The 24,405-nt window shown below is 71.3% G+C and carries 19 protein-coding genes and 1 CRISPR repeat array; of the genes, 10 read left to right on the forward strand and 9 right to left on the reverse strand.

The genetic code is table 11. The annotated features are described in order from the left end of the window. Positions 1 to 188: 188 nt before the first annotated feature. On the forward strand, positions 189 to 1,337 hold the full coding sequence (locus tag ACF1CT_RS02090) for a C40 family peptidase (protein ID WP_391782164.1): 1,149 nt from the start codon (positions 189 to 191) through the stop codon (positions 1,335 to 1,337). A gap of 271 nt (positions 1,338 to 1,608) precedes the next feature. After that, positions 1,609 to 2,064: a CRISPR direct-repeat array (repeat unit 28 nt; unit sequence GGACCACCCCCGCGCCTGCGGGGACCAC). A gap of 557 nt (positions 2,065 to 2,621) precedes the next feature. On the opposite strand, the gene ACF1CT_RS02095 is transcribed toward ACF1CT_RS02090, so the two are convergent. From ACF1CT_RS02095 to ACF1CT_RS02115, 5 genes are all read right to left on the reverse strand, one after another. Further along, on the reverse strand, positions 2,622 to 3,860 hold the full coding sequence (locus ACF1CT_RS02095) for a styrene monooxygenase/indole monooxygenase family protein (protein WP_391781808.1): 1,239 nt from the start codon (positions 3,858 to 3,860) through the stop codon (positions 2,622 to 2,624). A 62-nt stretch (positions 3,861 to 3,922) separates the two neighbouring features. Continuing rightward, positions 3,923 to 4,570 carry an ATP/GTP-binding protein gene (locus ACF1CT_RS02100; RefSeq protein WP_391781809.1) on the reverse strand — a complete coding sequence of 216 codons (648 nt, stop codon included), beginning with the start codon at positions 4,568 to 4,570 and terminating at the stop codon, positions 3,923 to 3,925. Then, the gene (locus ACF1CT_RS02105) at positions 4,551 to 4,964 is read right to left on the reverse strand and encodes a DUF742 domain-containing protein (RefSeq protein WP_391781810.1); all 414 of its coding nucleotides are present in this window, start codon (positions 4,962 to 4,964) and stop codon (positions 4,551 to 4,553) included. Before ACF1CT_RS02105 ends, ACF1CT_RS02100 begins: the two co-directional genes overlap by 20 nt. Further along, on the reverse strand, positions 4,961 to 5,440 hold the full coding sequence (locus ACF1CT_RS02110; protein WP_391781811.1) for a roadblock/LC7 domain-containing protein: 480 nt from the start codon (positions 5,438 to 5,440) through the stop codon (positions 4,961 to 4,963). The genes ACF1CT_RS02105 and ACF1CT_RS02110 overlap by 4 nt, the downstream gene beginning before the upstream one ends. Beyond that, a complete protein-coding gene (locus ACF1CT_RS02115; protein WP_391781812.1) occupies positions 5,437 to 8,874 on the reverse strand; it encodes a nitrate- and nitrite sensing domain-containing protein in 3,438 nt (1,145 codons plus the stop codon). The genes ACF1CT_RS02110 and ACF1CT_RS02115 overlap by 4 nt, the downstream gene beginning before the upstream one ends. Positions 8,875 to 9,240: 366 nt before the next feature. On the opposite strand from ACF1CT_RS02115, the gene ACF1CT_RS02120 reads away from it, so the two are divergent. Beyond that, positions 9,241 to 10,026 carry a hypothetical protein gene (locus ACF1CT_RS02120; protein ID WP_391781813.1) on the forward strand — a complete coding sequence of 262 codons (786 nt, stop codon included), beginning with the start codon at positions 9,241 to 9,243 and terminating at the stop codon, positions 10,024 to 10,026. 187 nt (positions 10,027 to 10,213) lie between these two features. Here the strand turns inward: ACF1CT_RS02120 and ACF1CT_RS02125 are convergent, their stop codons facing one another. Further along, the gene (locus ACF1CT_RS02125; RefSeq protein ID WP_391781814.1) at positions 10,214 to 10,696 is read right to left on the reverse strand and encodes a MarR family winged helix-turn-helix transcriptional regulator; all 483 of its coding nucleotides are present in this window, start codon (positions 10,694 to 10,696) and stop codon (positions 10,214 to 10,216) included. Between the two features lie 242 nt (positions 10,697 to 10,938). On the opposite strand from ACF1CT_RS02125, the gene ACF1CT_RS02130 reads away from it, so the two are divergent. Together ACF1CT_RS02130 and ACF1CT_RS02135 are read left to right on the forward strand one after the other, a co-directional pair. Further along, positions 10,939 to 11,793 (forward strand): lysozyme, encoded by an 855-nt coding sequence (locus tag ACF1CT_RS02130; RefSeq protein WP_391781815.1) that lies wholly within the window; start codon positions 10,939 to 10,941, stop codon positions 11,791 to 11,793. A gap of 239 nt (positions 11,794 to 12,032) precedes the next feature. After that, positions 12,033 to 12,797, forward strand: a complete 765-nt coding sequence (locus ACF1CT_RS02135; protein ID WP_391781816.1) for a polysaccharide deacetylase family protein — start codon at positions 12,033 to 12,035, stop codon at positions 12,795 to 12,797. 67 nt (positions 12,798 to 12,864) lie between these two features. On the opposite strand, the gene ACF1CT_RS02140 is transcribed toward ACF1CT_RS02135, so the two are convergent. From ACF1CT_RS02140 to lon, 3 genes are all read right to left on the reverse strand, one after another. Then, on the reverse strand, positions 12,865 to 13,023 hold the full coding sequence (locus tag ACF1CT_RS02140; RefSeq protein ID WP_391781817.1) for a hypothetical protein: 159 nt from the start codon (positions 13,021 to 13,023) through the stop codon (positions 12,865 to 12,867). Next, complete coding sequence (locus ACF1CT_RS02145) at positions 13,020 to 13,247, reverse strand: hypothetical protein (RefSeq protein WP_391781818.1); 228 nt, start codon at positions 13,245 to 13,247, stop codon at positions 13,020 to 13,022. Before ACF1CT_RS02145 ends, ACF1CT_RS02140 begins: the two co-directional genes overlap by 4 nt. Positions 13,248 to 13,360: 113 nt before the next feature. Beyond that, positions 13,361 to 15,784: an endopeptidase La gene (gene lon, locus ACF1CT_RS02150; protein ID WP_391781819.1), complete on the reverse strand. Its 2,424-nt coding sequence runs from the start codon at positions 15,782 to 15,784 to the stop codon at positions 13,361 to 13,363. Between the two features lie 334 nt (positions 15,785 to 16,118). On the opposite strand from lon, the gene ACF1CT_RS02155 reads away from it, so the two are divergent. The 6 genes from ACF1CT_RS02155 to ACF1CT_RS02180 all read left to right on the forward strand — a co-directional run bounded on the left by ACF1CT_RS02155 (position 16,119) and on the right by ACF1CT_RS02180 (position 24,376). Next, on the forward strand, positions 16,119 to 16,871 hold the full coding sequence (locus tag ACF1CT_RS02155) for a hypothetical protein (RefSeq protein WP_391781820.1): 753 nt from the start codon (positions 16,119 to 16,121) through the stop codon (positions 16,869 to 16,871). A 144-nt stretch (positions 16,872 to 17,015) separates the two neighbouring features. Continuing rightward, complete coding sequence (locus ACF1CT_RS02160; protein WP_391781821.1) at positions 17,016 to 17,387, forward strand: hypothetical protein; 372 nt, start codon at positions 17,016 to 17,018, stop codon at positions 17,385 to 17,387. Positions 17,388 to 17,579: 192 nt separating this feature from the next. Further along, a complete protein-coding gene (locus ACF1CT_RS02165; RefSeq protein WP_391781822.1) occupies positions 17,580 to 18,272 on the forward strand; it encodes a spermidine synthase in 693 nt (230 codons plus the stop codon). A 229-nt stretch (positions 18,273 to 18,501) separates the two neighbouring features. Beyond that, positions 18,502 to 19,239: a response regulator transcription factor gene (locus tag ACF1CT_RS02170; protein WP_391781823.1), complete on the forward strand. Its 738-nt coding sequence runs from the start codon at positions 18,502 to 18,504 to the stop codon at positions 19,237 to 19,239. Next, positions 19,236 to 20,312 carry an ATP-binding protein gene (locus tag ACF1CT_RS02175; RefSeq protein ID WP_391781824.1) on the forward strand — a complete coding sequence of 359 codons (1,077 nt, stop codon included), beginning with the start codon at positions 19,236 to 19,238 and terminating at the stop codon, positions 20,310 to 20,312. Before ACF1CT_RS02170 ends, ACF1CT_RS02175 begins: the two co-directional genes overlap by 4 nt. 257 nt (positions 20,313 to 20,569) lie before the next feature. After that, entirely contained in the window at positions 20,570 to 24,376 is a 3,807-nt protein-coding gene (locus ACF1CT_RS02180; protein ID WP_391781825.1) for a multifunctional oxoglutarate decarboxylase/oxoglutarate dehydrogenase thiamine pyrophosphate-binding subunit/dihydrolipoyllysine-residue succinyltransferase subunit, read from the forward strand. Positions 24,377 to 24,405: the final 29 nt, after the last annotated feature.

Here is a 24,405-nt window from a genome sequence, read left to right on the forward strand (position 1 = left end):
GCCGCCTTCCGGGCGAACCGGCAGGCCGCCACACCGCGCGGTCCTTGTGACTTCCGGCGACGGGTGTCCGTATGGATGCGTTCGCTCGCTCATGGGGCGGTCCCGCGACGCGCCCCGTCACCGGAGGTGATGTCGTGCCCGTCGGAGCCCTGCGCGTGGCCTGCACCGCGGCACTGGTCACGATCGCCATGAGCACGTCGGCGATCGCCGCGCCCGTGGACCCGGGCCCCTCGGCGGACCGCACCGGAAAACCGCCACCCGCCGCTCCCGCCGCTCCCGCCGCACCGGCCCCACCGGCCCCACCGCAGGGCGTCGCGCCGCTGCTGACCGAGCTCCAGAAGCTCTACCAGCAGACCGAGGAGGCCACCGAGGCGTACAACGGGACCGCGGCGGAGCTGAAGAGGCGCACGGCCCAGGCGAAGCGGCTCGGCGCCGCCCTCGCCGCCGCCCGCACCGCGTTGTCCGACAGCCGTGACGCGGCGGGGCGACTGGCTCGCGAGCAGTACCGGGAGCGTTCCGACTTCTCCGGCTACGCCCGGCTGCTGCTCGCCCCCGACCCCGAGCACCTCATGGACCAGGAACACCTGCTGCGGCGGGCGGCGACCTGGCGGGCGACGACGGTGAAGCGGCTCGCCACGGCCGAGAAGCGCGCCGACGCCCTGGCATCCGAGTCCCGCAAGGTACTGGACCGGCAGCGGGCCCTGACCACGCGGCGCGGGAAGCAGCGGGACACCGTACGGGCCCGGCTGGGGGTCGTGGAGGCGAAGCTGGCCAAGCTGTCCGCCGCTCAGCTCGCCGAACTTGCCCGGCTGGAACAGCAGGGCACGGCCAAGGCACAGAGCGCCCTTGCCGCCTCGGGGGCGCTGTCCTCGGTCCGGCCACCGTCCGCGGCGGGCGGCACGGCGGTGCGGTACGCGATCGAGCAGCTCGGCAAACCGTACGTCTGGGGCGCCGAGGGCCCGGACTCGTTCGACTGTTCGGGGCTGACCTCTCGTGCCTGGGCCAGGGCGGGCCTGGTCATCCCCCGGACCTCTCAGGAGCAGTGGCGGCAACTGCGCAAGGTGCCGCTGAACGCGCTGCGCCCGGGCGACCTGGTGGTGTACTTCCCGAAGGCCACGCATGTGGCGCTGTACATCGGCAACGGTCTGGTGGTGCAGGCGCCGCGGCCCGGCACGCGGGTGAAGGTCTCGCCGGTGGCCTCCAACCCGCTGCTCGGCGCCGTCCGCCCGGACCCGGGGGGTGCCCCGCTGGCCGACTACCGCGGACCCCGGCTCCCCGACGGGGCGACCGAGGGTTCGGACACGGGGTACGGCTCGTCCTCGGCCCCCGGGCAATAGGCGGCCCGTCCGCCGTGCCCCGAGTGGCCTCGCGGACGCACACCGCGGTCGGGCGGACGGTGCCGGCCCGGAAACCTCGGCAAGGTACGCATTGGTCTTCTCGGTGGCGCGAACGTGTGGGAGGGAAAAGAACACGGCCCGGCGGCGGGATGGTCGCTTCATTGGCGCGCCATCGAGCCACGGGGGCGGGCGCCGGACAGCTCTGGAAGCTCTCGGCGTGGACGCCCGAAGGCCGTCCACCGAAGGCGGCCCCTTCTGCTCTTCCCTCCGGGCACCACCCCCGCACCTGCGGGGACCACTACGGCACCAGGCGCGCACCGGTGAGGTCGGCCGGACCACCCCCGCGCCTGCGGGGACCACCACGTCGGGCTTGGCCTGGTGGCAGAACTCGCACGGACCACCCCCGCGCCTGCGGGGACCACATGACGCAGTGGACGGAGGACCGCCGCCAAAAGGGACCACCCCCGCGCCTGCGGGGACCACGCACCCTCGGCGGCATCCTGAACTGGATGTGCCGGACCACCCCCGCGCCTGCGGGGACCACCAGACCACCGGCCGCGAAAGCAAGGTCCCGCAGGGACCACCCCCGCGCCTGCGGGGACCACGTCGGGCAGCGGGAGTAGTACTCCCGCACCAACGGACCACCCCCGCGCCTGCGGGGACCACCAGGACGGCCCCCATCCCACCGTTGTACGACCCGGACCACCCCCGCGCCTGCGGGGACCACCCCTTTTTGAGCTGCGGTTTTACTCGGGAAAGTGGCCATTCTCGTTTAGTTGCTTCTGACCCACGCCAGTCGCAGCAAACGTGCGTGCCGATCTCAACGCCGCCCCTCCCTCCCCTTGAACGAGCGGACCCATCACACCACACACAGCATCAGATGGAACTACAGGATCCGCTCTCCCCTACGGGCTCCTGCACTTGCCTGGTGAGCTGTGCAACGGAGCTGTGAGGCGGTGTGCGGGAGGACTGTGCGAACGTGTGCGGGCCGATTCACGCGCCGCGTGATGTGGGGATTCGCGCTCTGCTGCTGTGTGACTGTACGAGGTGTGACGGGGGGTGTGACGCAGGTGCGCGGGCAAGTGCGACGCGCCCGTCACACCCGTCCCACCTATGGGTTTGGGTGTCACGGCCCCGTGACTCTGCCAGGCGTCACACAGGTATCAGACCCGTTCCCTCTCGGGCCGACGGCCGGGTCGTCCGTGGGCCGTCGGAGGGCGGCCCACAGACACCGACGTTCACGGACGTTCACCAACGTTGACCGCTTCTTCGCAGGTCAGAAGCCTACGCGGCGCCCGAGACCTCGGCCAGGTAGGCGTTGGTCTTCTCGGGGTCGAAGAAGAAGTTCTCGAAGTCCGCCGGGTTGTTGAAGCCGTTGGCGAAGCGGTCGGCGACGGGCTGGAGTTGTCCGCCCGCGCCGATCAGGTTCAGCACGTGCTCCGGCGGGACGCCGAGCATCGCGTTGGTCCACTTCACGACGTGCTGCGCGGTCTCCCAGTGGCGGTCGAACGTGGCCTGCATCCAGTCCGCGTCGAACTCCCGGTCGCCGTGCTCGATGATCGAGTCGAGGTAGGAGTTCGCGCACTTGGACGCGGAGTTGGAGCCCTGACCGGTGATCGGGTCGTTGGCGACGACGACGTCCGCGACGCCGAGCACCAGACCGCCGCCGGGCAGTCGGCCGATCGGCTTGCGGACGGTCGGGGCGTAGCGGCCGGACAGGGTGCCGTTGGCGTCGGTCAGCTCGACCTTGGTGGCGCGGGTGTACTCCCACGGGAGGAAGCGCTCCATGAGCTCCAAGGTCTTGGCGAGGTGCTCGGAGGGGTCCTTGATCCCCTGGAACACGTCGACGGGACCGCCGGGGACGCCCTCCCAGAACAGGATGTCGGCGCGGCCGGACACGGTCAGGGTCGGCATCACGAAGAGCTCGCCGACGCCGGGGACGAGGTTGCAGCGGACCGCGTCGAACTCGGGGTGCTCGGGGCGCGGTCCCATGCCGTGGACGTACGCGACGGAGAGGGCGCGTTGCGGGGCGTCGAACGGCGAACGGGACGCGTCCCGGCCGAACATGGAGACCAGCTCGCCCTTGCCCGCCGAGACCAGCACCAGGTCGTAGGTGCGGGAGAAGTAGTCAAGGTCCGAGACGGCGGCGCCGTGGATGACGAGCTGGCCGCCGCGCTGCGCGAAGGTGTCCATCCAGCCGGCCATCTTCACGCGCTGGTCGACGGACTGGGCGAAACCGTCCAGCTTGCCGACCCAGTCGACGGCGCGCGAGGAGTCGGGGGCGGCGACCGAGACGCCGAGGCCCTCGATGCGCGGGGCCTGCGACTCCCAGAAGTTGAGCTGATAGTCGCGCTCGTGCTGGAGCGCCGTGTGGAACATGCACTGCGTCGACATGACCCGGCCGGAGCGGATCTCGTCGGGTGTGCGGTTGGACATCAGGGTGACTTCGTATCCCTTGGACTGGAGTCCGAGGGCCAGCTGGAGACCGGACTGACCGGCTCCGACTATGAGTATCTTCCGCATCGCGGTTCTCCGATGTTCTGCGTGTCCGTGTGGGGGCGGCCGGAACGGCCGCCCCGGCCGCGTCAGGGGGTGACGTCCAGCGCGTGGCCGACGAGGGCCAGCAGCGACTCGACGACCGTGATCCTCCGACGCGCGTCCATGATCACAACAGGCACGTGCGACGGGATGGTCAGGGCCTCGCGGACGTCCTCGGCGTCGAACGCCGTTGTCCCCTCGAAGTGGTTGACGGCGACGACGTACGGCAGCCCGCAGCTCTCGAAGTAGTCGAGGGCCGGGAAGCAGTCGGCGAGGCGCCGGGTGTCGGCGAGGACGATCGCGCCGATCGCGCCGCGCACCAGGTCGTCCCACATGAACCAGAAGCGCTGCTGGCCGGGGGTACCGAAGACGTACAGCACCAGGTCGTCGGCGAGCGTGATGCGGCCGAAGTCCATCGCGACGGTGGTGGTGAGCTTGTCGGGCGTCCCGGTGAGGTCGTCGGTCTCCTCACTGGCCTGCGTCATCATCGCTTCGGTCCTCAGCGGGGTGATCTCGGAGACCGATCCCACGAAGGTCGTCTTGCCCACGCCGAACCCGCCCGCCACCACGATCTTCGTGGCGATGGGGGCCCGGGTGCGGTCCAGCTGCCAGGCCTGCAGCCCTTCGTCGGCAAGGTCCTCGACCCCCGGTTGGCGCGGGGCGAAGAGCGACGGCTCAGAGACGGCGGAGTCCATCGAGCACCCTTTCGAGCAGTGCGCGGTCGGGCTGGCCGGTGCCGTGACCGGTCCCGTACACGCGGATCTTTCCCTGGTCGGCGAGGTCGCTGAGCAGGACCCTGACCACGCCGAGCGGCATCTTGAGAAGGGCGGAGATCTCGGCGACCGTACGCATCCGGCGGCAGATCTCGACGATGGCCTGGAGTTCCGGCATCAGACGGCCGGCCGACGCGCCGTTGGCCAGTTCGCGGCGTTCCTCGGGCGCTTCGAGCGCGGCGACGAACGTCTCGACGAGCAGGACGTGGCCGAAGCGGGTGCGACCGCCGGTGAGCGAGTACGGGCGGACCCGCGCGGGCTTCCGGTCGGCCCCTCGGACGGGGAGCCTGCGGAGAGGTTCGGCTGCGGACGTCACTGGGTGCTCTCCATCGATTTGCGCAGCTCGCTGCGGAGTTCGGGGGTGAGTACGTGTCCTGCCCGGCCGACGAAGAGCGCCATGTGGTAGGCGATGACGCTCATGTCGCAGTCCGGAGTGGCGTGCACGCCGAGCAGCGAGCCGTCGCTGATCGACATGACGAAGACGCTGCCCTCGTCCATGGCGACCATGGTCTGCTTGACGCCTCCGCCGTCCATCAGCTTGGCGGCCCCCTGAGTGAGGCTGCCGATGCCGGAGACGATGGTGGCCAGATCGGCGCTGGAGCCCCTGGGTCCGTCCTGCTGACCGGCGGCCGGGGCGGTGAGGTGGCCGGGGTCGGAGGAGAGGAGCATCAGTCCGTCGGACGAGACGACGGTGACCGAGTGGACCCCTGGCACCTCCTCCACCAGATTGCTCAGCAACCAGTGAAGGTTCCGGGCCTCGGTGCTCAGCCCGAATGTGCTGGGCGCAGTCAACTGCGTGCCTCCTCGACTGTGTCCCCCGTCTCATCGGTTCGGTCGTTGGTGCGGTCGGCTGGTGCGCGGTGGTCGGTCGGCGCGGCGGATGCGCGATGGTCGGTCGGCGCGGTGCGCGCGGCTGGTGCGCGGTGGTCGGTGTGCGCGACGGGTGCGGCGGGTGCGGTGCCGCCGGTGGGCGGCTGGGTCTCCGGCGTCCCGGCGAGTTCCGCCTCGACGTCGCGACGACCGTCCTTCGCCCCCTGGTGGAAACCTCCGAGCCTACGGCGCAGGGCCTCCTTGTCCAGGCCGCCGCCCTTGCGCTCGGCGGCGGGCGCCGTGCCGGCCTTGACGACCCTGGGGGTGCGCTTGGGCAGCCCCTTGTCCGTGAGGCGTTCCCGCAGCGGCTGGTCCGGTTGCGTCTGCTCCGGTCGCCGGGGGGCCGGGACGGTGTGCGTCTGCGATCCGGTGTGCGGCTCCGGGACGGTGTGGTGTGTCTCCGGTCCGGTGTGCGGCTCCGGGGCGGTGTCGGCGGCGGGCGCGGGCGCGAAGTGCGGCTCCGGCTCCGCGTACGGCTCCGGGGCGGGCGCGGGGTGCGGCTCCGGGGCGGGCGGCGTCGGTTCGGCCGGACGGAACTGCTCCGGGGACGCGTCGGCGGTGCGCTCGTGGCGGTCGGGGCCGATGGCGTACGGGCCGGGCGCCGCGACCCCGGGGGCATCCCCGGTCGTCGGGGCCACCGGGAGCCGGACCTGCATCGTGGTCTCGGACTCGGAATCGGACCCGAACTCGGACCCGAACTCGGACTCGGACCCGAACTCTGGATCGGACTCGGACCCGAACTCTGAATCGAACGCGAACTCGGCTTCGTCCGCCTGGGCGTGAGTCTCCGGGGCGGGCAGGTGAGCCGCCGGGGACGGCTCGACATCGGCAACCGGGTCGGGGTCGGCCGCCTTCGGGGTGGCCAGGTGCTCGGCCGCTCGGTCGGGGGCGGGCGCGGCCTCGGTCCCGGCCGCGGCTTCGGAGGCGCGGATCGCGCGCTCGGCGGCTGCGATCAGCGGGTCGCCCGGTCGGTCCGGCGTGCGTGCGGCGAGCGCGTCGCCCGACTGGTCGGACACCACCGCGGGAAGCCCGTCGTCCACGTGGCCCGAGGCACGTGCGGGAAGCCCGTCGTCCACGTGACCGGGGGTACGCGCGGGAAGCGCGTCGTCCACGTGACCGGGGGCCCGTGCGGGAAGCGCGTTGGAGTTGGCCTCGGCGACCGAACCCGGCAGGTTGAGCCCCGGCCCGTCCCCGGCGACCTTCACCGCGGGCGGCGTGGCTGCCGACGGCGCCTTCGGCAGCAGGGCCTTGGGCAGGACGACGACCGCGGTGACCCCACTGCCCGTGTGCTCGCGCAGTTGGACCCGTACACCGTGCCGCGCGGCCAGCAGGGCGGCGACGTGGAGGCCGAGGCCGGATTCGGTCTCGCCCCGGTCGTCCCGTTCCACCGCGTCGAACAGGGCGGGATCGCCGAGCCGGGAGTTGAGCTCGCCCATCCGTTCGGCCGGCATGCCGATGCCCTCGTCCTGGACGGAAAGCATGACCTCGCCGCTCTCCAGCAGCCAGCCGGAGAGCTGGACCTGGGAGTCCGGCGGTGAGAAGGAGGTCGCGTTCTCCAGGAGTTCGGCGACGAGGTGGCTGAGGTCGTCGGCGGCGAATCCGGCGATCTGGGCGTGCGGCGGCAGGGCCTGGATGGTGACCCGCTCGTACCGTTCGATCTCCGAGACGGCCGCGCGCGCCACGTCGACCAGCGGGATCGGGCCCGCGTGGCTGTGGCTGTGCTCGGTGCCCGCGAGGACCAGCATGTTCTCGCCGTGCCGTCGCATGACCGTGGCCATGTGGTCGAGCTTGAAGAGGGTGGCCAGCTGCTCCGGGTCCTGCTCCCGGTCCTCCAGGCTCTCGATGACCCCGAGCTGCCGCTCGACGAGACCGAGGGTGCGCAGTGAGAGGTTGACGAAGGTGTGGTGGACCGTGTGCTTCAGCTGCTCCAGCTGGGTGGTGAGTTCGGTGGTCACCCGCTGGAACTCGGCGCGCCGGGCGGCGAGTTCCTCGCGCGCGGCGAGCAGTTCGGCGTGTTCGGCCCGCTGGCCCTCGACGCGTCCGTGCTGCTCGCCGAGCAGCTCCCGGAGTCGGCCGTGGAGCGCGTTGACGGAGCGTACGACCTGGGCGAACTCGTCGTTGCGGCCCTTGTAGCGCACGGGCTCGGCGGTGGCGGGCTCCGCCGCGAGGCGGGCGGCACCGATCCGCAGGACGGCGAGCGGCTGGGTGAGGGTGCGGGCCACGGCCGTCGAGACAGCGACCGCGATCAGCAGGCAGCCGCCGAGCAACGCGACCCGCAGTTCGAGCGCGGTGACGTCGTCGTCGCGGAGTTCTTCGAGGTGCGCGACCTGCTCGGTGCCGAGGGCGGACTCGACGCTGCGCATCCGGTCGAGCCGGGCGGAGAGCGCCTCCTCGACCTTCTTGCGGCTGGTGCGCCGGTCCGACTCGGACAGCTCGGGGCGGTCGGCGAGCGTGCTGAGGTACTTCTCGGCCTTGGTGACCTCGGGTCCGGTGACGGTGGAGGCCAGGGTGTCGCGGGTGGTGGGACTCGCGGACTGGTCGAAGTCGGCGAGCGAGGCGAGTTCGCCGACCCGGGCCTGCTGGGCCGCCGCGCTCAGCCCGTCACGGGTGCGGTCGTCCTCGTCGTCGCCCTTGTCCTGGGTCTCCACGGGCAGGCCGGTGAACGGGTCGGTCTGCGGGCTCGTGTCCTGGGCGGGCACCGAGAGCGCGGCGAGCAACAGCCCCCGCGCGGAGGACGCCTGCTCGGTGGCCCGGCCGAGGGCGAGCGGGGCACGGGTGGCCTCGGCGGCGCGCGGCGGGGTCTTCCGGGCGAGCTCGTCGGCAACGGCGTGGAGCTTGGCGATGATCTCGGTGTACGCCTGGTGGACCTCCAGCGCCGTGCCCTTGCCGCCGAGCGCGTCGCGGCGCACCGAGGGGATGGTGGCCAGGTCGCGGCGGAGCGCCGCGGGGGCGGCATCACCGATCTCGTCCACCTGCCGGTCGACACGGGCTCCCCGGGCGTCGGCGTCGCTCTTGTCCTCGGACTTCTTGTCCCCGGACTTCTTGTCCCGGCCCGTCGCGAGGAGGGCGGTGACCCCGTCGCGCTCGTCCGCCAGGGCGTGGGCGAGCGCGACGGCCTGCTGGTTCAGCTCGGCGAGTGTGACCAGTCGCTGCGACTCGCTCAGGTCGGCGGAGGCGCCGAGGATCGCCGGGGCACCGGCGGCGATGACGGTGATACCGACGACCGCGACGCCGGCGACCAGCCGACTGCGTACGCGCACCGCACGCCGGGCACTCTCGCTCCCGGCGGACACCGGAGGCGTCGCCCCGGAACCGCTGTGCTCGCTGACCTTGCTCCGAGGCCGCTTCTTCTGCACCGGTGCTCGCATTCTTGACTCGTCCGCCCTTGAAGCAGAGGTGACGCGCGGTCACGTGTGAGCGAGCGCCCCGACCCCTGGTACGGCTTCCGACCATTCCAGTGCTTTTGAGAGGGGGGCGCGCATCAACCGCTCCGCCACCCGAACGAGTGAACATCACTCCAGAGTTGACGAACAAGTCTCCCCCGGAGGCCTTTCCGCCACACCCGAACCGTCGGCTGGAACTTCCGTCCATGCTTTGGGAAGATGCCCGCCCGCAACGCGCACGGAGCCCCCCATTCCACCCCGCCCAGCCGTCTGACCTGCTGGTATAGGCCAATTTCAGCCACGTGCAGGGTTCGTGAAGGCGTCGTGCAGACTGGCCGCATGCGTATCGAACTCGCCACCGCCGCCGGCAGCGCCGACCGCCCGAACGAGGACTGGGTCGCCACCGCCCTTCCCGCTTCCGGCCAGGGCGGGACACTCGTCCTGCTGGACGGGGTGACTCCACCGCGCGGCGATGACGGTTGTGTGCACTCGGTCCCCTGGTTCACGGCACGACTGGGCGGATCACTGATGGAACTGTCCGGTTCACGACAGGATCTGACCCTCCAGGAGATCTTGGCCGAGTCCATTCGACGCACCGCCGAGACCCACCGGCCCTCGTGTGACCTTTCTCACGCGCGGACGCCACAGGCGACGGTCGTCCTGGCCCGCTGGGACACACACGAGATCGAGCACCTGGTGCTCTCCGATTCCGTGCTGCTGTTCGAGATGTCCGACGGAAGCGCCCGCCCCCACGTCGACGACCGCCTGGACCGGCTGCCGCCGGGTGCGCTGACCGACGAGGCGGCCGTCGACGCGCGGTTCCGGAACAAGGAGGGCGGCTTCTTCACCGCCGCCGCCGATCCGTCCGTGGCCGCCCGCGCCGTCACCGGGCGCACCCCGCTCGCCGAGGTGCGGAGTCTGGCGGCCCTCACCGACGGGGCCGGACGCTGGGTCGAGATGTTCCACGAGGGCGACTGGGCGGACTGCCTCGCGGTGCTCGGCGAAGAGGGACCCCAGGGGCTGATCGACCGGGTCAGGTCGCTGGAGGACGAGGACACCGGGCGGGTGCACCTGCGCCGCAGCAAGACGCATGACGACGCGACGGCGACCCTGGTGACGCCGTGACGACGTGACGACGTGACGACGTGACGACATCAGGCCGTGCCGCCGTGGAGCCGTGAGGCTGTGCCGCCGTGGGGGCGTGGGGCGTGGGGCCGTGACAGCGATCCCGATGACGCCGTGACTCCGTATCGCCGTGCCGGCGCGGGCCGCAACGTCGCGAGGCCGGTCCGTCGCATGCCGGCGAACGGCGTCAGTCCTCCGCGCGGGTGTTCAAGTGCTGTAGCAGACGGGCGAGTTCGGCGACCTCGGCCCGGTCCCAGTCGGCGAGCTTGCGCACGTAGCGGTCCCGGCGGGCGTCGCGGACACTGCGGTAGCGGGCCAGCCCCTCGCCGGTGAGGTGGACGAGGAAGGCCCGCCCATCGGCCGGATCGGGCTCGCGCGCCACCAGCCCGAGTCCCTCCAGGGCCCGAAGTTGACGGCTCATGGTCGCCTTGCCGACGCCGAAGTAGGCCGCGAGATCGGTGGCCCGCTGCCATCCGGCCGACTCCAGCCGTACGAGAAGTCCATACGCGGCGGGCTCCAGTTCGGGATGGACCTCGCGCGCCATCTCCCCGGAGTTGGCGCGCGCCCGGCGCAGGAAGACGGCCAACTCCCTTTCCAGGGCCAGGAATGCGTGGTCCACACCACTTCCACCGGTCGCGCCGCGTTCACTACCGCTTTCGCTCCCGTGCACGTCAACACCCCTCACGAGCTTTCCTGTCGCTGAAAGTTTCTTCCGCCGCTGGTCATTGCCGCAGCTCGATCAGTATTTCGCAGGCATAGACCAGTGACGGCACCCCGCCCCTCTTCCGCAGCACGGGTCTACGTGCGTAGCGTCATGCCTGGCATGTTCACACCATGACATGCCGACGGGGGGTGCGCCCGGCTCCCCCCGGGATCAGCGCGTCCCCCCACCAACGCCTCGGAGGCACTCACATGCCGGTGCTCAGATCCGCATCCGGAACGCCCCGCCGCTCGCGCCTCGCGGCGGCCGGGACCCTGCTCGCAGCCCTTTCCCTTCTCCTCGCCCTGCCCGGCGCGGCGAGCGCCACGGACACCGCCGACGCCGCCGCGGCCAAGAAGCCCGCCCGCGGCACGGCCACGATGGGCATGGGCGTCGTCGCCCACGACGGTCAGGGCGGCCTGCCGCGCGACACCCGCGCCGCCCAGACCGAGGGCGTGGACGTCGCCAGCTACCAGGGCAACGTCGACTGGCCGACACTCTCCGGCAGCGGCGTGCGATGGGCCTACACCAAGGCCACCGAGGGCACGTACTACACGAACCCCTACTTCGCGCAGCAGTACAACGGCTCGTACAACGTAGGCATGATCCGCGGCTCGTACCACTTCGCCACCCCGAACACCACGAGCGGCGCCGCCCAGGCCAACTACTTCGTGGACCACGGCGGCGGCTGGTCCAAGGACGGCCGGACTCTGCCCGGCGCGCTCGACATCGAGTGGAACCCGTACGGCGCGCAGTGCTACGGCCTGAGCCAGGCGGCCATGGTCAACTGGATCCGCGACTTCGTGAACACCTACAAGGCGCGCACCGGCCGCGACGCGGTCATCTACACCGCGACGAGCTGGTGGAAGGACTGCACCGGCAACAACGCGGGCTTCGGCGCCACCAACCCGCTGTGGGTGGCCCGCTACGCGAGCGCCGTCGGCGAACTCCCGGCCGGCTGGGGCTTCTACACGATGTGGCAGTACACCTCGTCCGGCCCGTACGTGGGCGACCACAGCCACTTCAACGGCGCCTACGACCGTGTGCAGGCCCTCGCGAACGGCTGACCCGGCCCGCCGCGTCCGCCGCGCGGCCCAGCGCGCCACCCGGATCGACCGCTTCGCACAGCCGAGCCCCCAGCGACCACCCATCGCCGGGGGCTCGACCCGTTTTCGAGCCCTCACCGGGCACTTCATGTCCTCATTCGATTTCTCCACCCCTCCCCCGACCCCTCTATACACCATGTGTATAGTCCATCTGCGCCGCACATCGTGTGTCCGGCCCAGCTGTGGAGGAGTGACCCGCCGTGCCCTTGAAGACGAAGCCGATCGGTACGGGGTTGGCCGCCGCCCTTGTGACGGCACTCACCCTGACGCTGGCCGGCTGTTCCTCGGACACCACCGCGCCGGCCGCGGCCCGGGCGGACGCGGGCTCCGACGCCAAGGGCTCCTTCGGCCCGGCGGACTGCCGCAAGGCGAAGTGCATAGCGCTGACCTTCGACGCGGGGCCGGGCGAGGACACCCCGCATCTGCTGGACGTCCTCAAGGAGAAGAAGGTGCACGCGACCTTCTTCCTGCTGGGCAAGAACCACGTCAAGAAGTACCCGGACACCGTGCGCAGGATCGCCGACGAGGGGCACGAGGTGGCCAACCACACCTGGACGCACAAGATCCTCACCGACCGGAAGCCGGCCGAGATACGGGCCGAGCTGGAGAAGACCCAGAACGCGATAGCGGAGATAACCGGCAGGAAGCCGCGCCTGATGCGCCCGCCGCAGGGCCGCACCGACGAGACCGTCTCGCAGATCAGCAAGGACCTGGGGCTGTCGGAGGTGCTGTGGAGCGCCACCGCGAAGGACTACTCCACCACCGACTCGGCGCTGATCAGGAAGCGCATCCTGGACCAGGCGGGCAAGGACGGCATCATCCTGCTGCACGACATCTACAAGGGGACGGTGCCCGCGGTGCCGGGCATCATCGACGAACTGAAGAAGCGGGGCTACACCTTCGTCACCGTGCCGGAACTGATGGCCCCCGCCGAGCCGGTCCCGGGCACCGTCTACCACCCGTGATCCTGGAACGCCGAACCTCCGGCGCGTCGGCACCGGGGGCCTGAGAGCCGTACGAACCGTCCCGCCGTCAGCCACAGTTGCCCGCGGGCCGCTGCCCGGTCACCAGGTCGGTGCAGCCGGTGGCGCCGTCGACCCACACCACCCGGCCGCCGCCGTCGGCGGCCGCGTACGACTGCTCACCGCGGTTGCAGGACACCCGCTCGACGCGCGAGCCGTCCGGGGTCAACTGCCACCCCCTCGCTCGCCCTCGCCGGGGCGGAGCTTCCCGTAGGCGATCGTGTCGCCCCTGACCGAGCCCGCGGCGGTGGGGAGCCGGTACCTGCCGCCGTCCACGTGGGCCTGGTCGCCGGTCCGGGTGTTGACGTGGCCGACGTGCCGGCCGCCGAAGGGGGCGTACCCGGTGAAGACCACCAGATCGCCGTCGACCCGCAGCCCCTCGGCGCCCGTCAAGACGGTCCGGACGCGTCGGGCCCGCGCACGGAACGGTCCGCGCGCCCTCGATGGGCGGGCGGACCGTCCGTGCCGGTCGCGTGCGTGGCGCCGCGTCCGTCACACCGCGGCCGTCACGCCGCGGCCGGGATCCTCTCCTCGGGCCGGGCGGCGGAGGCCGGGGTCAGGGCGATCTCCAGCACCTGGCGGACGTCCGTCACCGGGTGCACGTCCAGGGTGTCCAGCACCTCGGCCGGCACCTCGTCCAGATCGGCCTCGTTCCGCCGGGGGATCACCACGGTGGTGATCCCGGCCCGGTGCGCGGCGAGCAGCTTCTGCTTCAGGCCACCGATCGGCAGCACCCGCCCGGTCAGCGAGACCTCGCCGGTCATCGCCACGTCCGTGCGGACCTGCCGCCCGGAGAGCAGGGAGGCCAGCGCCGTCGTCATCGTGATGCCCGCGCTCGGGCCGTCCTTGGGAACCGCTCCCGCCGGGAAGTGGATGTGCACCCCGCGGTCCTTGAGGTCCGCCACCGGCAGCTCAAGCTCCGCGCCGTGCGACCTGAGGAAGCTCAGCGCGATCTGCGCGGACTCCTTCATCACGTCGCCGAGCTGCCCGGTGAGGGTCAGTCCGGAGGCCCCGGTCTCCGGGTCGGCCAGCGACGCCTCCACGAACAGCACGTCGCCGCCCGCGCCGGTCACCGCGAGTCCGGTGGCCACGCCCGGCACCGAGGTGCGGCGCTCGGCCGGGTCCTGGGCCGACTCGGGCACGTGGTGCGGCCGTCCGATCAGCGCGCGCAGATCGGCCTCGGTGACCGTGAACGGCAGCTCCCGGTCACCCAGCTCGTGCTGGGCGGCGACCTTGCGGAGCAGCCGGGCGACTGCCCGTTCCAGGTTCCGCACGCCCGCCTCGCGGGTGTACTCGCCGGCCAGCCTGCGCAGCGCGGACTCGTCGAGCGTCACCTCGTCCGTCGCCAGACCGGCCCGTTCCAGCTGGCGCGGGACCAGGTGGTCGCGGGCGATGACGACCTTCTCGTCCTCGGTGTAGCCGTCGAGCCGGACCAGCTCCATGCGGTCGAGCAGGGCCTCCGGGATGGCTTCGAGCACATTGGCGGTGGCCAGGAACACGACGTCGCTGAGGTCGAGTTCGACCTCCAGATAGTGGTCGCGGAACGTGTGGTTCTGGGCCGGGTCGAGAACTTCGAGGAGGGCCGCCGCCGGGTCGCCCCGGAAGTCGGAGCCGACCTTGTCGATCTCGTCGAGCAGGACGACCGGGTTCATCGAACCGGCCTCCTTGACGGCTCGGACGATGCGGCCCGGCAGCGCGCCGACGTAGGTGCGCCGGTGGCCCCTGATCTCCGCCTCGTCGCGGACACCGCCGAGCGCGACGCGGACGAACTCGCGGCCCATGGCGTGCGCCACCGACTGGCCGAGCGAGGTCTTGCCGACACCGGGCGGTCCGACCAGCGCCAGCACGGCACCGCCGCGCCTGCCGCCGACGACGCCGAGGCCCCGGTCGGAGCGCCGCTTGCGCACGGCGAGGTACTCGGTGATCCGCTCCTTCACGTCCTGGAGGCCCGCGTGCTCGGCGTCCAGGATCTCCCGGGCACCGCGGATGTCGTAGGCGTCCTCGGTCCGCTTCGTCCACGGCAGTTCGAGGACGGTGTCGAGCCAGGTGCGGATCCAGGAGCCCTCCGGGCTCTGGTCGGAGGCGCGCTCCAGCTTGTCGACCTCCTTGAGCGCCGCCTCGCGGACGTGCTCGGGAAGGTCGGCGGCCTCGACGCGCACCCGGTAGTCGTCGGACTCGTCCTCCGGGTCCCCGTTGAGTCCGGCGAGCTCCTTGCGGACGGCGTCCAGCTGGCGCCGCAGCAGGAATTCGCGCTGTTGCTTGTCGACGCCCTCCTGGACGTCCTTGGCGATGGACTCGGCGACGTCCTGTTCGGCGAGGTGTTCGCCGAGCCACTGGATGGCGAGCTTCAGCCGGGCGACCGGGTCCGCGGTCTCCAGGAGCCGCACCTTCTGGGCGGTGGTCAGGAAGGGCGAGTATCCGGAATCGTCGGCGAGCGCGGAGATGTCCTCGATCTGCTGGACCCGGTCCACGACCTGCCAGGCCCCGCGCTTCTTCAGCCAGCTCGTGGCGAGCGCCTTGTACTCCTTGACGAGTTCGGCGGCGGCGCCCGGAAGGGGGTCGGGCACGACGGCGTCGACCCGCGTCCCCTCCACCCACAGCGCCCCGCCCGGTCCGCTGGTCCCGGCCCCGATCCGCACCCGGCCCCGGCCGCGGATGAGTGCGCCCGGATCTCCGTCCGACAGCCGCCCGACCTGCTCGACGGTGCCGAGGACACCGGTTCCGGTGTAGGTCCCGTCGATGCGCGGCACGAGCAGCACCTCGGGCTTCCCGCCGCCCTCGCGGGCTGCGGCCTGCGCGGCCTCCACGGCGGCGCGCACCTCGGTGTCGGACAGGTCCAGGGGCACCACCATCCCGGGCAGCACGACCTCGTCGTCGAGCGGCAGCACGGGCAGGGCGAGCGGAGTGACCGCATTGGACTCAGTAGCCATGATCTCCCCTTCGGCAGTCAAGTTGAGCTATGCAGACTCAATGCTCCTGAGCGTTCCCTTGTTCCCCGAGCGTGTTCGCCGTGAGCGATCAGGGGCGGCCGTTGTCACCACCCGCACGATCTGCGCGGCGGTGCTGCCGGCCGGAAGGCCCGACCGCACGACGCTCCGCGCGCTCCTTTCCGGTCCGGGAGGTCCCCTACGGCCCCTCCGGCCCGTCCCGGGTTTTCGTACGCACCCGGCAGGGCCCGATCACCGTCCCGCGGGTTCACCTCCCGGGCCGGAGAGTGGCCGCCCCCTCGTCCCCGGCAGCCACGGGCATGGTTCGATCCCCGGCATGACAGATTGGCCGCAACTCAGCCACGCCTACGGCTCCGCCGAGGACATACCCGCCCTGCTGGCACTCATCGCCTCCGAGCCCGAGCCGGAGCTCTGGAACGACCTGTGGTCCGCGCTCTGCCATCAAGGCACCGTCTACCCGGCCAGCTTCGCGGCGCTGCCCTGGCTGGCCGACATGGCCGAGAGCGAAGACCGGGAACAGGCCGTGAACGCCCTGGGTCTGGCGGGGGCCATCATGGCGGGCGCCGAGCAGCCGCATGAAGCGCGCGATGTCCGCACCCGGCACTCGACGGAAATCGCGGCCCTGCTGGCATCGGTGAACCGCCGTCTGCGGACCGCGACCGACCGGACCGAATACGTCGAGCTCCTGGAATCCATGCTCGGCTTCGAGGGCGTCGCGGGATGGAGCGAGGACCTGGCGTGGGGAATCGGGAACGAGGAATACGAAGTCTCCTGCCCCGGATGCGAAACCAGCCTTTTCGTCGTCCTCGGCGAACGCGGTTTCTTCTGCACCAGCGAGGACTACGCCCTGTCGGACGGCCCCGTCGAAACCCGCCCGCTCCGCCCGACGAGCCCCGCGGACCTGCAAGCCATCGGCTCGCGCCTCCACGGCATCGCGCTCGGCGACGGCCAGCACGAAGTCGCCCATGTGCTGACCTACGTCTTCGGGAACGCGACCTGCCCGGACTGCGAGACCGACTTCTCAGTCGCCGACCGCGTCGGCGCCGGCCAACAGGCTGCGGAGCAATAGAGGACGGGCTCGCGACGCTCTCTGCCGCTCCCCAGTTCGTCAGGAATTCACCGCACGGCGACCGGCCCGGAGCGGCGGCCGGGTCCCGGGCACGGTGCGGCCCCGCACCGCACCCGGCGGAGCGGCATCGGCGAGGATCGCCCCATGGATCACGTCATCGACCTCGATCGGGCCGCCGCCGAGATCGTCGCGCGCCTGCCGGTCTGGATCGCGTCCGGCCACGCCCCCGGTCCGCTCACCTGGCGGGACGGGGCCGCCGCGTGGCCCCGGCGGCCGGAGACCGACCGGGGTGTCGTCGCCGCCCCGGATTCGGTCGGTGTTCGCGTCCTGGGCTCCGACGAAAGCGCCGAACTCCACGTCGTCCTGTACCGCGGCGGCTGGGCGGATCTCGACGTGCTGACCGGTGACGAGGTCGTCACCTCGTGCCCGCGGGTCACCACCCCGCAGGAGTTCGGTGCCGTGCTCGACTCCGCCGTCGCACGCCTTCCCGGCGGCGGCCGACGACCGGCGGCCTGACACGAGTCCCGGTGCACGGCCGGCGCGGCGTCCCGTGTCACGCCCGGGGCGGGCCGCGAACCGTCGGCGCACGGCCCCCGGGCGCCGGTCCGGCCGATCCGGGTGACGCCATCGGCAATCGGCTGGCCGTCCACCCCGTCGGGCGGCCAGGATGGCGGGGACCCCGTCCGACGCCCATCGGAGAGCCGCGCCATGCCCGATCGCCCCGGAACCCACGTTCCCGCCCCCGTCACGCTCGACCGCCGCGACGGCCCGTACGGCGAGGTGGTGCTGCGGGAACGGGGGGACGACTTCGAGATCATCGCCAACGGCTGCTTCCTCATGGACACCTCGGACGGCCGGTCCGAGCGGCTGCTGATCGACGCCGCCCTGGCCGCACTGCCCGCCGACCGGCCGGAGCCGACGGTGCTCGTCGGGGGGCTCGGGGTCGGCTTCTCGCTCGTCCGGGCCGCCGCCGAACCGCGCTGGGGGCGGATCGCCGTCGTCGAACGGGAGCGGGCGATCGTGGAGTGGCACCTGCGGGGGCCACTGGGCCGGATCTCCCGCGCGGCGCTCGCCGATCCCCGTACGTCGATCCTCACCACGGACCTCGTCGCGCACCTGCGGACGACTACGGAACGTTACGACGCCTTGTGTCTGGACATCGACAACGGACCGGACTGGACGGTCACCGAGGACAACACGAACCTGTACTCCCCCGCCGGTCTGGCGGACTGCCGGGAGCGGCTGACGCCGGGCGGCGTCCTCGCGGTCTGGTCCGCCCAGCCCTCGGCCGACTTCGAACAGGCATTGCGGAATGCCGGATTCAGTGGAGTAAGGACGGAAGAGGTCGGCGTTGCCCGAGGTGTTCCCGACGTGGTGCATCTCGCAATCCGGACGGTCTGATTCCCCTCTCCGTTCCTTCCCCTTTGCCCCGGACGACCGGGGGGCCAAGTGCCACAAGGCCGACACTCCGCCACTTCGGCGCGCCCCGGCCGTTACACCCTGCGTAGCCGAGAGCAGTGCACTGCCTTTACGCTGCTGAACGGGTGACGGGATCACCCACGACATCCACGAGCGAAGACCGTACGTCCCGGGGGGAACGGCCCCCGGGAGGACGGGCAGGGGCGGGGCGATGGAACAGACACACACCACCCACAACGGCGTCGCGGCCACCCCGGGCGCGCAGCGCCGGGTGCTGGTGGTCGAGGACGACGCCACGATCGTCGATGCCATTTCCGCCCGGCTGCGGGCCGAGGGCTTTCTGGTGCAGACCGCACTCGACGGGCCCGCGGCGGTGGACGCCGCCGAGGCGTGGCAGCCGGACCTGATGGTGCTCGACATCATGCTTCCGGGCTTCGACGGCCTGGAGGTCTGCCGCCGGGTACAGGCCCAGCGGCCGGTGCCGGTGCTGATGCTGACCGCGCGGGACGACGAGACGGACATGCTCGTCGGTCTCGGGGTCGGCGCCGACGACTACATGACCAAACCGTTCTCCATGCGTGAGCTCGCGGCCCGGGTGCACGTTCTGCTGCGCCGGGTCGAGCGGGCGGCGCTGGCCGCGGTCACCCCGCGCAGCGGCATCCTGCGCCTGGGCGAGCTGGAGATCGACCACGCCCAGCGCCGGGTCCGGGTGCGCGCCGAGGACGTCCACCTCACGCCGACCGAGTTCGACCTGCTGGTCTGCCTCGCCAACACCCCGCGCGCGGTGCTCTCCCGCGAGCAGTTGCTGGCCGAGGTCTGGGACTGGGCGGACGCCTCCGGCACCCGTACCGTCGACAGCCACATCAAGGCCCTGCGCCGGAAGATCGGCGCGGAGCGGATCCGTACCGTGCACGGCGTCGGCTACGCCCTGGAGACCCCGGCGACATGACCCGGCCCGGCTCCGGACTGCGTCCCTTCTCGGTCAAGGCCAAGCTGGGAACGCTCGTGGTGATCTCGGTGTTCATCACCACCGGGCTGCTGATGGTGGCCCTGCGCACCAGGACCGAGCTGCGGTTCATCACCGTGTTCTCGGTGATCGCGACCCTGCTGATCACCCAGTTCGTGGCACACGGTCTCACCGCACCGCTGGACGAGATGACGACCGTGGCCCGGTCGATCTCGCACGGCGACTACACCAGACGGGTGAGCGGCGCCGACCGGCGCGACGAGCTCGGCGACCTGGCACAGACCATCAACCGCATGGCGGACGACCTGGAGGCGGTGGACCGGCACCGCAAGGAACTGGTGGCCAACGTCTCGCACGAGCTGCGCACCCCCATCGCGGCGCTGAGAGCCGTGCTGGAGAACGTCGTGGACGGGGTGTCCTCGGCCGATCCGGAGACGATGCGCACGGCGCTGAAGCAGACGGAGCGGCTCGGCCGGCTGGTCGAGACGCTGCTGGACCTGTCGCGCCTGGACAACGGTGTGGTCACGCTGAGGACCGGACGCTTCGAGGTGTGGCCGTATCTGTCGGGCGTGCTGAAGGAGGCGAATCTCGCCGTCTCGCACCGTCAGCTCGCCTCCGGTTCCGGGAACCACACCCGCAAGGACGTGCACCTGGCCCTGGACGTGTCGCCGCCGGAGCTGACCGCGTACGCGGACACCGAACGGCTCCATCAGGTGGTGGCCAATCTGATCGACAACGCTGTCAAGCACAGTCCGCCGCACGGCAGGGTGCAGGTGCTGGCACGGCGCGGCGAGGGCCCGGAGTCGCTGGCGCTGGAGGTGCTGGACGAGGGGCCCGGCATTCCGGAACCGGAGCGGCACCGGGTCTTCGAGCGCTTCAACCGCGGCGAGGTGCCCTCGCCGCACGGGCCCGGCAGCGACGGCGGCACGGGCCTCGGCCTGGCGATCGCCCGCTGGGCGGTGGATCTGCACGGCGGCCGGATCGGAGTGGCCGAATCCGATCGCGGTTGCCGCATTCGAGTCACTCTTCCGGGGATCCCTCGACCGCGCGGTTGACGTAGGGTTCGAACCGGAAGGACGCGTTCTGCGTGTTCTCTTCCAGGGGTACCGCCCAGGAGGCCGTAGCCCTTGTCCGGCGTTGTCGCGATGGAGCGGAACCAGGCTTGTTTCCCGCCAATTCCACCCTCGAAACCCGCCTTTCCATGTGACTTGCGCGACGATGGGTGGCCCCGCCTGCGAGGAACGGCCGGGGAGGCGTAGCCTTGATTTCCGCTGTCCATCACCTTGTGAAGCGGAAGAGGGCGGTTGCCGCCGTGTCGTCTCAGTCCCCCAGTAACTCGAGCATCTCGACCGACCAAGCAGGCCCGGGTTCCGACCCGGCAGCCGCCTTCGGCCCCAACGAGTGGCTCGTCGACGAGATCTACCAGCAGTACCTCCAGGATCCCAATTCGGTCGATCGCGCCTGGTGGGACTTCTTCGCCGACTACAAGCCGGGTGCGTCCGGCACGGCGGACAAGCCCGTTCCCGGCGCCGCGGCCCCGACCGCCGCCGCACCGCAGGCCACTCCGGCACAGGCTCCGGCCCCTGCCGCGAAGGCCCCCGCCGCACCCGCGCCCGCCGCACCGGCCCCGGCCCCCGCACAGGCCGCTCCGGCCGCCCCGGCCGCCCCGGCGAAGGCCGCTCCGGCCCCCGCCGCGAAGGCCGAGACCCCGGCGAAGCCCGCGGCGGCCCCCGCCGCCCAGGCGCCCGAGGGCCCCGAGTACGTGACGCTGCGCGGCCCGTCGGCCGCCGTCGCGAAGAACATGAACGCCTCGCTGGAGCTGCCGACGGCCACGTCCGTCCGCGCCGTCCCGGTGAAGCTGCTCTTCGACAACCGCATCGTCATCAACAACCACCTCAAGCGCGCCCGGGGCGGGAAGATCTCCTTCACCCACCTCATCGGCTACGCGATGGTGCAGGCCCTCAAGGCCATGCCGGCGATGAACCACTCCTTCGCGGTGAAGGACGGCAAGCCGACCCTGGTCAAGCCGGAGCACGTCAACCTCGGTCTGGCCATCGACCTGGTCAAGCCGAACGGCGACCGCCAGCTGGTCGTCGCGGCCATCAAGAAGGCCGAGACGCTCAACTTCTTCGAGTTCTGGCAGGCGTACGAGGACATCGTCCGCCGCGCCCGCAGCGGCAAGCTCGGCATGGACGACTTCACCGGCGTCACCGCCTCGCTGACCAACCCCGGCGGCATCGGCACCGTCCACTCGGTGCCCCGCCTGATGCCCGGACAGGGCCTCATCATGGGCGTCGGCGCGATGGACTACCCGGCCGAGTTCCAGGGCACCTCCCAGGACACCCTGAACAAGCTGGGCATCTCCAAGGTCATGACGCTGACCTCGACGTACGACCACCGGGTCATCCAGGGCGCCGCCTCCGGCGAGTTCCTGCGGATCGTCTCCCAGCTGCTGCTCGGCGAGAACGAGTTCTACGACGAGATCTTCAAGGCGCTGCGCATCCCGTACGAGCCGGTCCGCTGGCTCACGGACATCGACGCCTCGCACGACAACGACGTGACCAAGGCCGCGCGGGTCTTCGAGCTGATCCACTCCTACCGGGTCCGGGGCCACGTCATGGCCGACACCGACCCGCTGGAGTACCGCCAGCGCAAGCACCCCGACCTGGACATCACCGAGCACGGCCTCACCCTGTGGGACCTGGAGCGGGACTTCGCGGTCGGCGGCTTCGCCGGCAAGTCGATGATGAAGCTCCGCGACATCCTCGGTGTGCTGCGCGAGTCGTACTGCCGCACCACCGGCATCGAGTTCATGCACATCCAGGACCCGAAGCAGCGCAAGTGGATCCAGGACCGGGTGGAGCGCACGCGCACCCCGCAGCCGGAGCGCGAGGAGCAGCTGCGCATCCTGCGCCGGCTGAACGCCGCCGAGGCGTTCGAGACGTTCCTGCAGACCAAGTACGTCGGCCAGAAGCGGTTCTCGCTGGAGGGCGGCGAGTCCGTCATCCCGCTGCTCGACGCGGTCATCGACTCCGCCGCCGAGGCCCGCCTCGACGAGGTCGTCATCGGCATGGCCCACCGCGGCCGGCTCAACGTGCTGGCGAACATCGTCGGCAAGTCGTACGCGCAGATCTTCCGCGAGTTCGAGGGCAACCTCGACCCCCGGTCGATGCACGGCTCCGGCGACGTGAAGTACCACCTGGGCGCCGAGGGCACCTTCACCGGACTGGACGGCGAGCAGATCAAGGTCTCGCTGGCCGCCAACCCCTCGCACCTGGAGGCGGTCGACCCGGTCCTGGAGGGCATCGCCCGCGCCAAGCAGGACATCATCAACAAGGGCGGCACGGACTTCACGGTCCTGCCCGTCGCGCTCCACGGCGACGCGGCCTTCGCGGGCCAGGGCGTCGTCGCCGAGACGCTCAACATGTCGCAGCTGCGCGGCTACCGCACCGGCGGCACCGTGCACGTGGTGATCAACAACCAGGTCGGCTTCACCGCCGCCCCGGAGTCCTCCCGCTCCTCGATGTACGCCACCGACGTGGCGCGCATGATCGAGGCGCCGATCATCCACGTGAACGGCGACGACCCCGAGGCCGTCGTCCGGGTCGCCCGGCTCGCCTTCGAGTTCCGGCAGGCGTTCAACAAGGACGTCGTGATCGACCTCATCTGCTACCGCCGCCGCGGTCACAACGAGGGCGACAACCCGGAGTTCACCAACCCGCAGATGTACACGCTGATCGACAAGAAGCGCTCGGTGCGCAAGCTCTACACCGAGTCCCTCATCGGTCGCGGCGACATCACCCTGGAAGAGGCCGAGCAGGCGCTCCAGGACTTCCAGGGCCAGCTGGAGAAGGTCTTCGCGGAGGTCCGCGAGGCCACCTCGCTGCCGGCCCCGGCGCACACCCCCGAGGTCCAGCCCGAGTTCCCGGTCGCCGTGACCACCGCGGTCTCCCAGGAGGTCGTGAAGGTCATCGCGGAGTCCCAGGTCAACATCCCCGACCGGATCACCGTCCACCCGCGTCTGATGCCGCAGATGCAGCGCCGCGCGGCCTCGGTGGAGAACGGCACGATCGACTGGGGCATGGGCGAGACCCTGGCCATCGGTTCGCTCCTGATGGAGGGCACCCCGGTCCGGCTCGCCGGCCAGGACACCCGCCGCGGCACCTTCGGCCAGCGCCACGCGGTCCTCGTCGACCAGGTGACCGGCGAGGACTACACCCCGCTGCTCTACCTCGCCGACGACCAGGCCCGTTACAACGTCTACGACTCGCTGCTCAGCGAGTACGCGGCGATGGGCTTCGAGTACGGCTACTCGCTGGCCCGCCCGGACGCGCTGGTCGTCTGGGAGGCCCAGTTCGGTGACTTCGTCAACGGCGCGCAGACCGTCGTCGACGAGTTCATCTCCTCCGCCGAGCAGAAGTGGGGCCAGACCTCCGGCGTCACGCTGCTGCTGCCGCACGGCTACGAGGGCCAGGGCCCGGACCACTCGTCCGCCCGCCCGGAGCGCTTCCTCCAGCTCTGTGCGCAGAACAACATGACGGTCGCCATGCCGACCCTGCCGTCGAACTACTTCCACCTCCTGCGGTGGCAGGTGCACAACCCGCACCACAAGCCGCTGGTCGTCTTCACCCCGAAGTCGATGCTCCGTCTCAAGGCGGCCGCGTCGAAGGTGGAGGAGTTCACCACCGGCGGCTTCCGCCCGGTGATCGGCGACGAATCGGTGAACGCGAACGACGTCCGCAAGGTCGTCTTCTGCTCCGGCAAGGTCTACTACGACCTGGAGGCCGAGCGGGTCAAGCGCGGTGTCACGGACACGGCGATCATCCGGCTGGAGCGCCTGTACCCGCTGCCGGGTGCCGAGCTCCAGGCCGAGATCGCCAAGTACCCGAACGCCGAGAAGTACCTGTGGGCCCAGGAGGAGCCGGCCAACCAGGGTGCCTGGCCGTTCATCGCCCTGAACCTGATCGACCACCTGGACCTGGCCGTCGGCGCCGACGTCCCGCACGGTGAGCGCCTGCGCCGCATCTCGCGGCCGCGCAGCTCCTCCCCGGCGGTCGGTTCGGCCAAGCGCCACCAGGCCGAGCAGGCCCAGCTCGTCGCCGAGGTCTTCGACGCCTGACCGGACACCGTACGCACACCGGGGGCCCG

The sequence above is a fragment of the Streptomyces sp. NPDC014734 genome (assembly GCF_043083325.1).
Lineage (GTDB): Bacteria > Actinomycetota > Actinomycetes > Streptomycetales > Streptomycetaceae > Streptomyces.

Excerpts from the sequence above, each read along its gene's own strand:
- lon (WP_391781819.1), bottom strand. The coding sequence starts at position 15,784 with ATGGCTACTGAGTCCAATGCGGTCACTCCGCTCGCCCTGCCCGTGCTG.
- ACF1CT_RS02170 (WP_391781823.1), top strand. The coding sequence starts at position 18,502 with ATGGAACAGACACACACCACCCACAACGGCGTCGCGGCCACCCCGGGC.
- ACF1CT_RS02120 (WP_391781813.1), top strand. The coding sequence starts at position 9,241 with ATGCGTATCGAACTCGCCACCGCCGCCGGCAGCGCCGACCGCCCGAAC.
- ACF1CT_RS02175 (WP_391781824.1), top strand. The coding sequence starts at position 19,236 with ATGACCCGGCCCGGCTCCGGACTGCGTCCCTTCTCGGTCAAGGCCAAG.
- ACF1CT_RS02165 (WP_391781822.1), top strand. The coding sequence starts at position 17,580 with ATGCCCGATCGCCCCGGAACCCACGTTCCCGCCCCCGTCACGCTCGAC.
- ACF1CT_RS02160 (WP_391781821.1), top strand. The coding sequence starts at position 17,016 with ATGGATCACGTCATCGACCTCGATCGGGCCGCCGCCGAGATCGTCGCG.
- ACF1CT_RS02155 (WP_391781820.1), top strand. The coding sequence starts at position 16,119 with ATGACAGATTGGCCGCAACTCAGCCACGCCTACGGCTCCGCCGAGGAC.
- ACF1CT_RS02090 (WP_391782164.1), top strand. The coding sequence starts at position 189 with ATGAGCACGTCGGCGATCGCCGCGCCCGTGGACCCGGGCCCCTCGGCG.
- ACF1CT_RS02095 (WP_391781808.1), bottom strand. The coding sequence starts at position 3,860 with ATGCGGAAGATACTCATAGTCGGAGCCGGTCAGTCCGGTCTCCAGCTG.
- ACF1CT_RS02130 (WP_391781815.1), top strand. The coding sequence starts at position 10,939 with ATGCCGGTGCTCAGATCCGCATCCGGAACGCCCCGCCGCTCGCGCCTC.
- ACF1CT_RS02100 (WP_391781809.1), bottom strand. The coding sequence starts at position 4,570 with ATGGACTCCGCCGTCTCTGAGCCGTCGCTCTTCGCCCCGCGCCAACCG.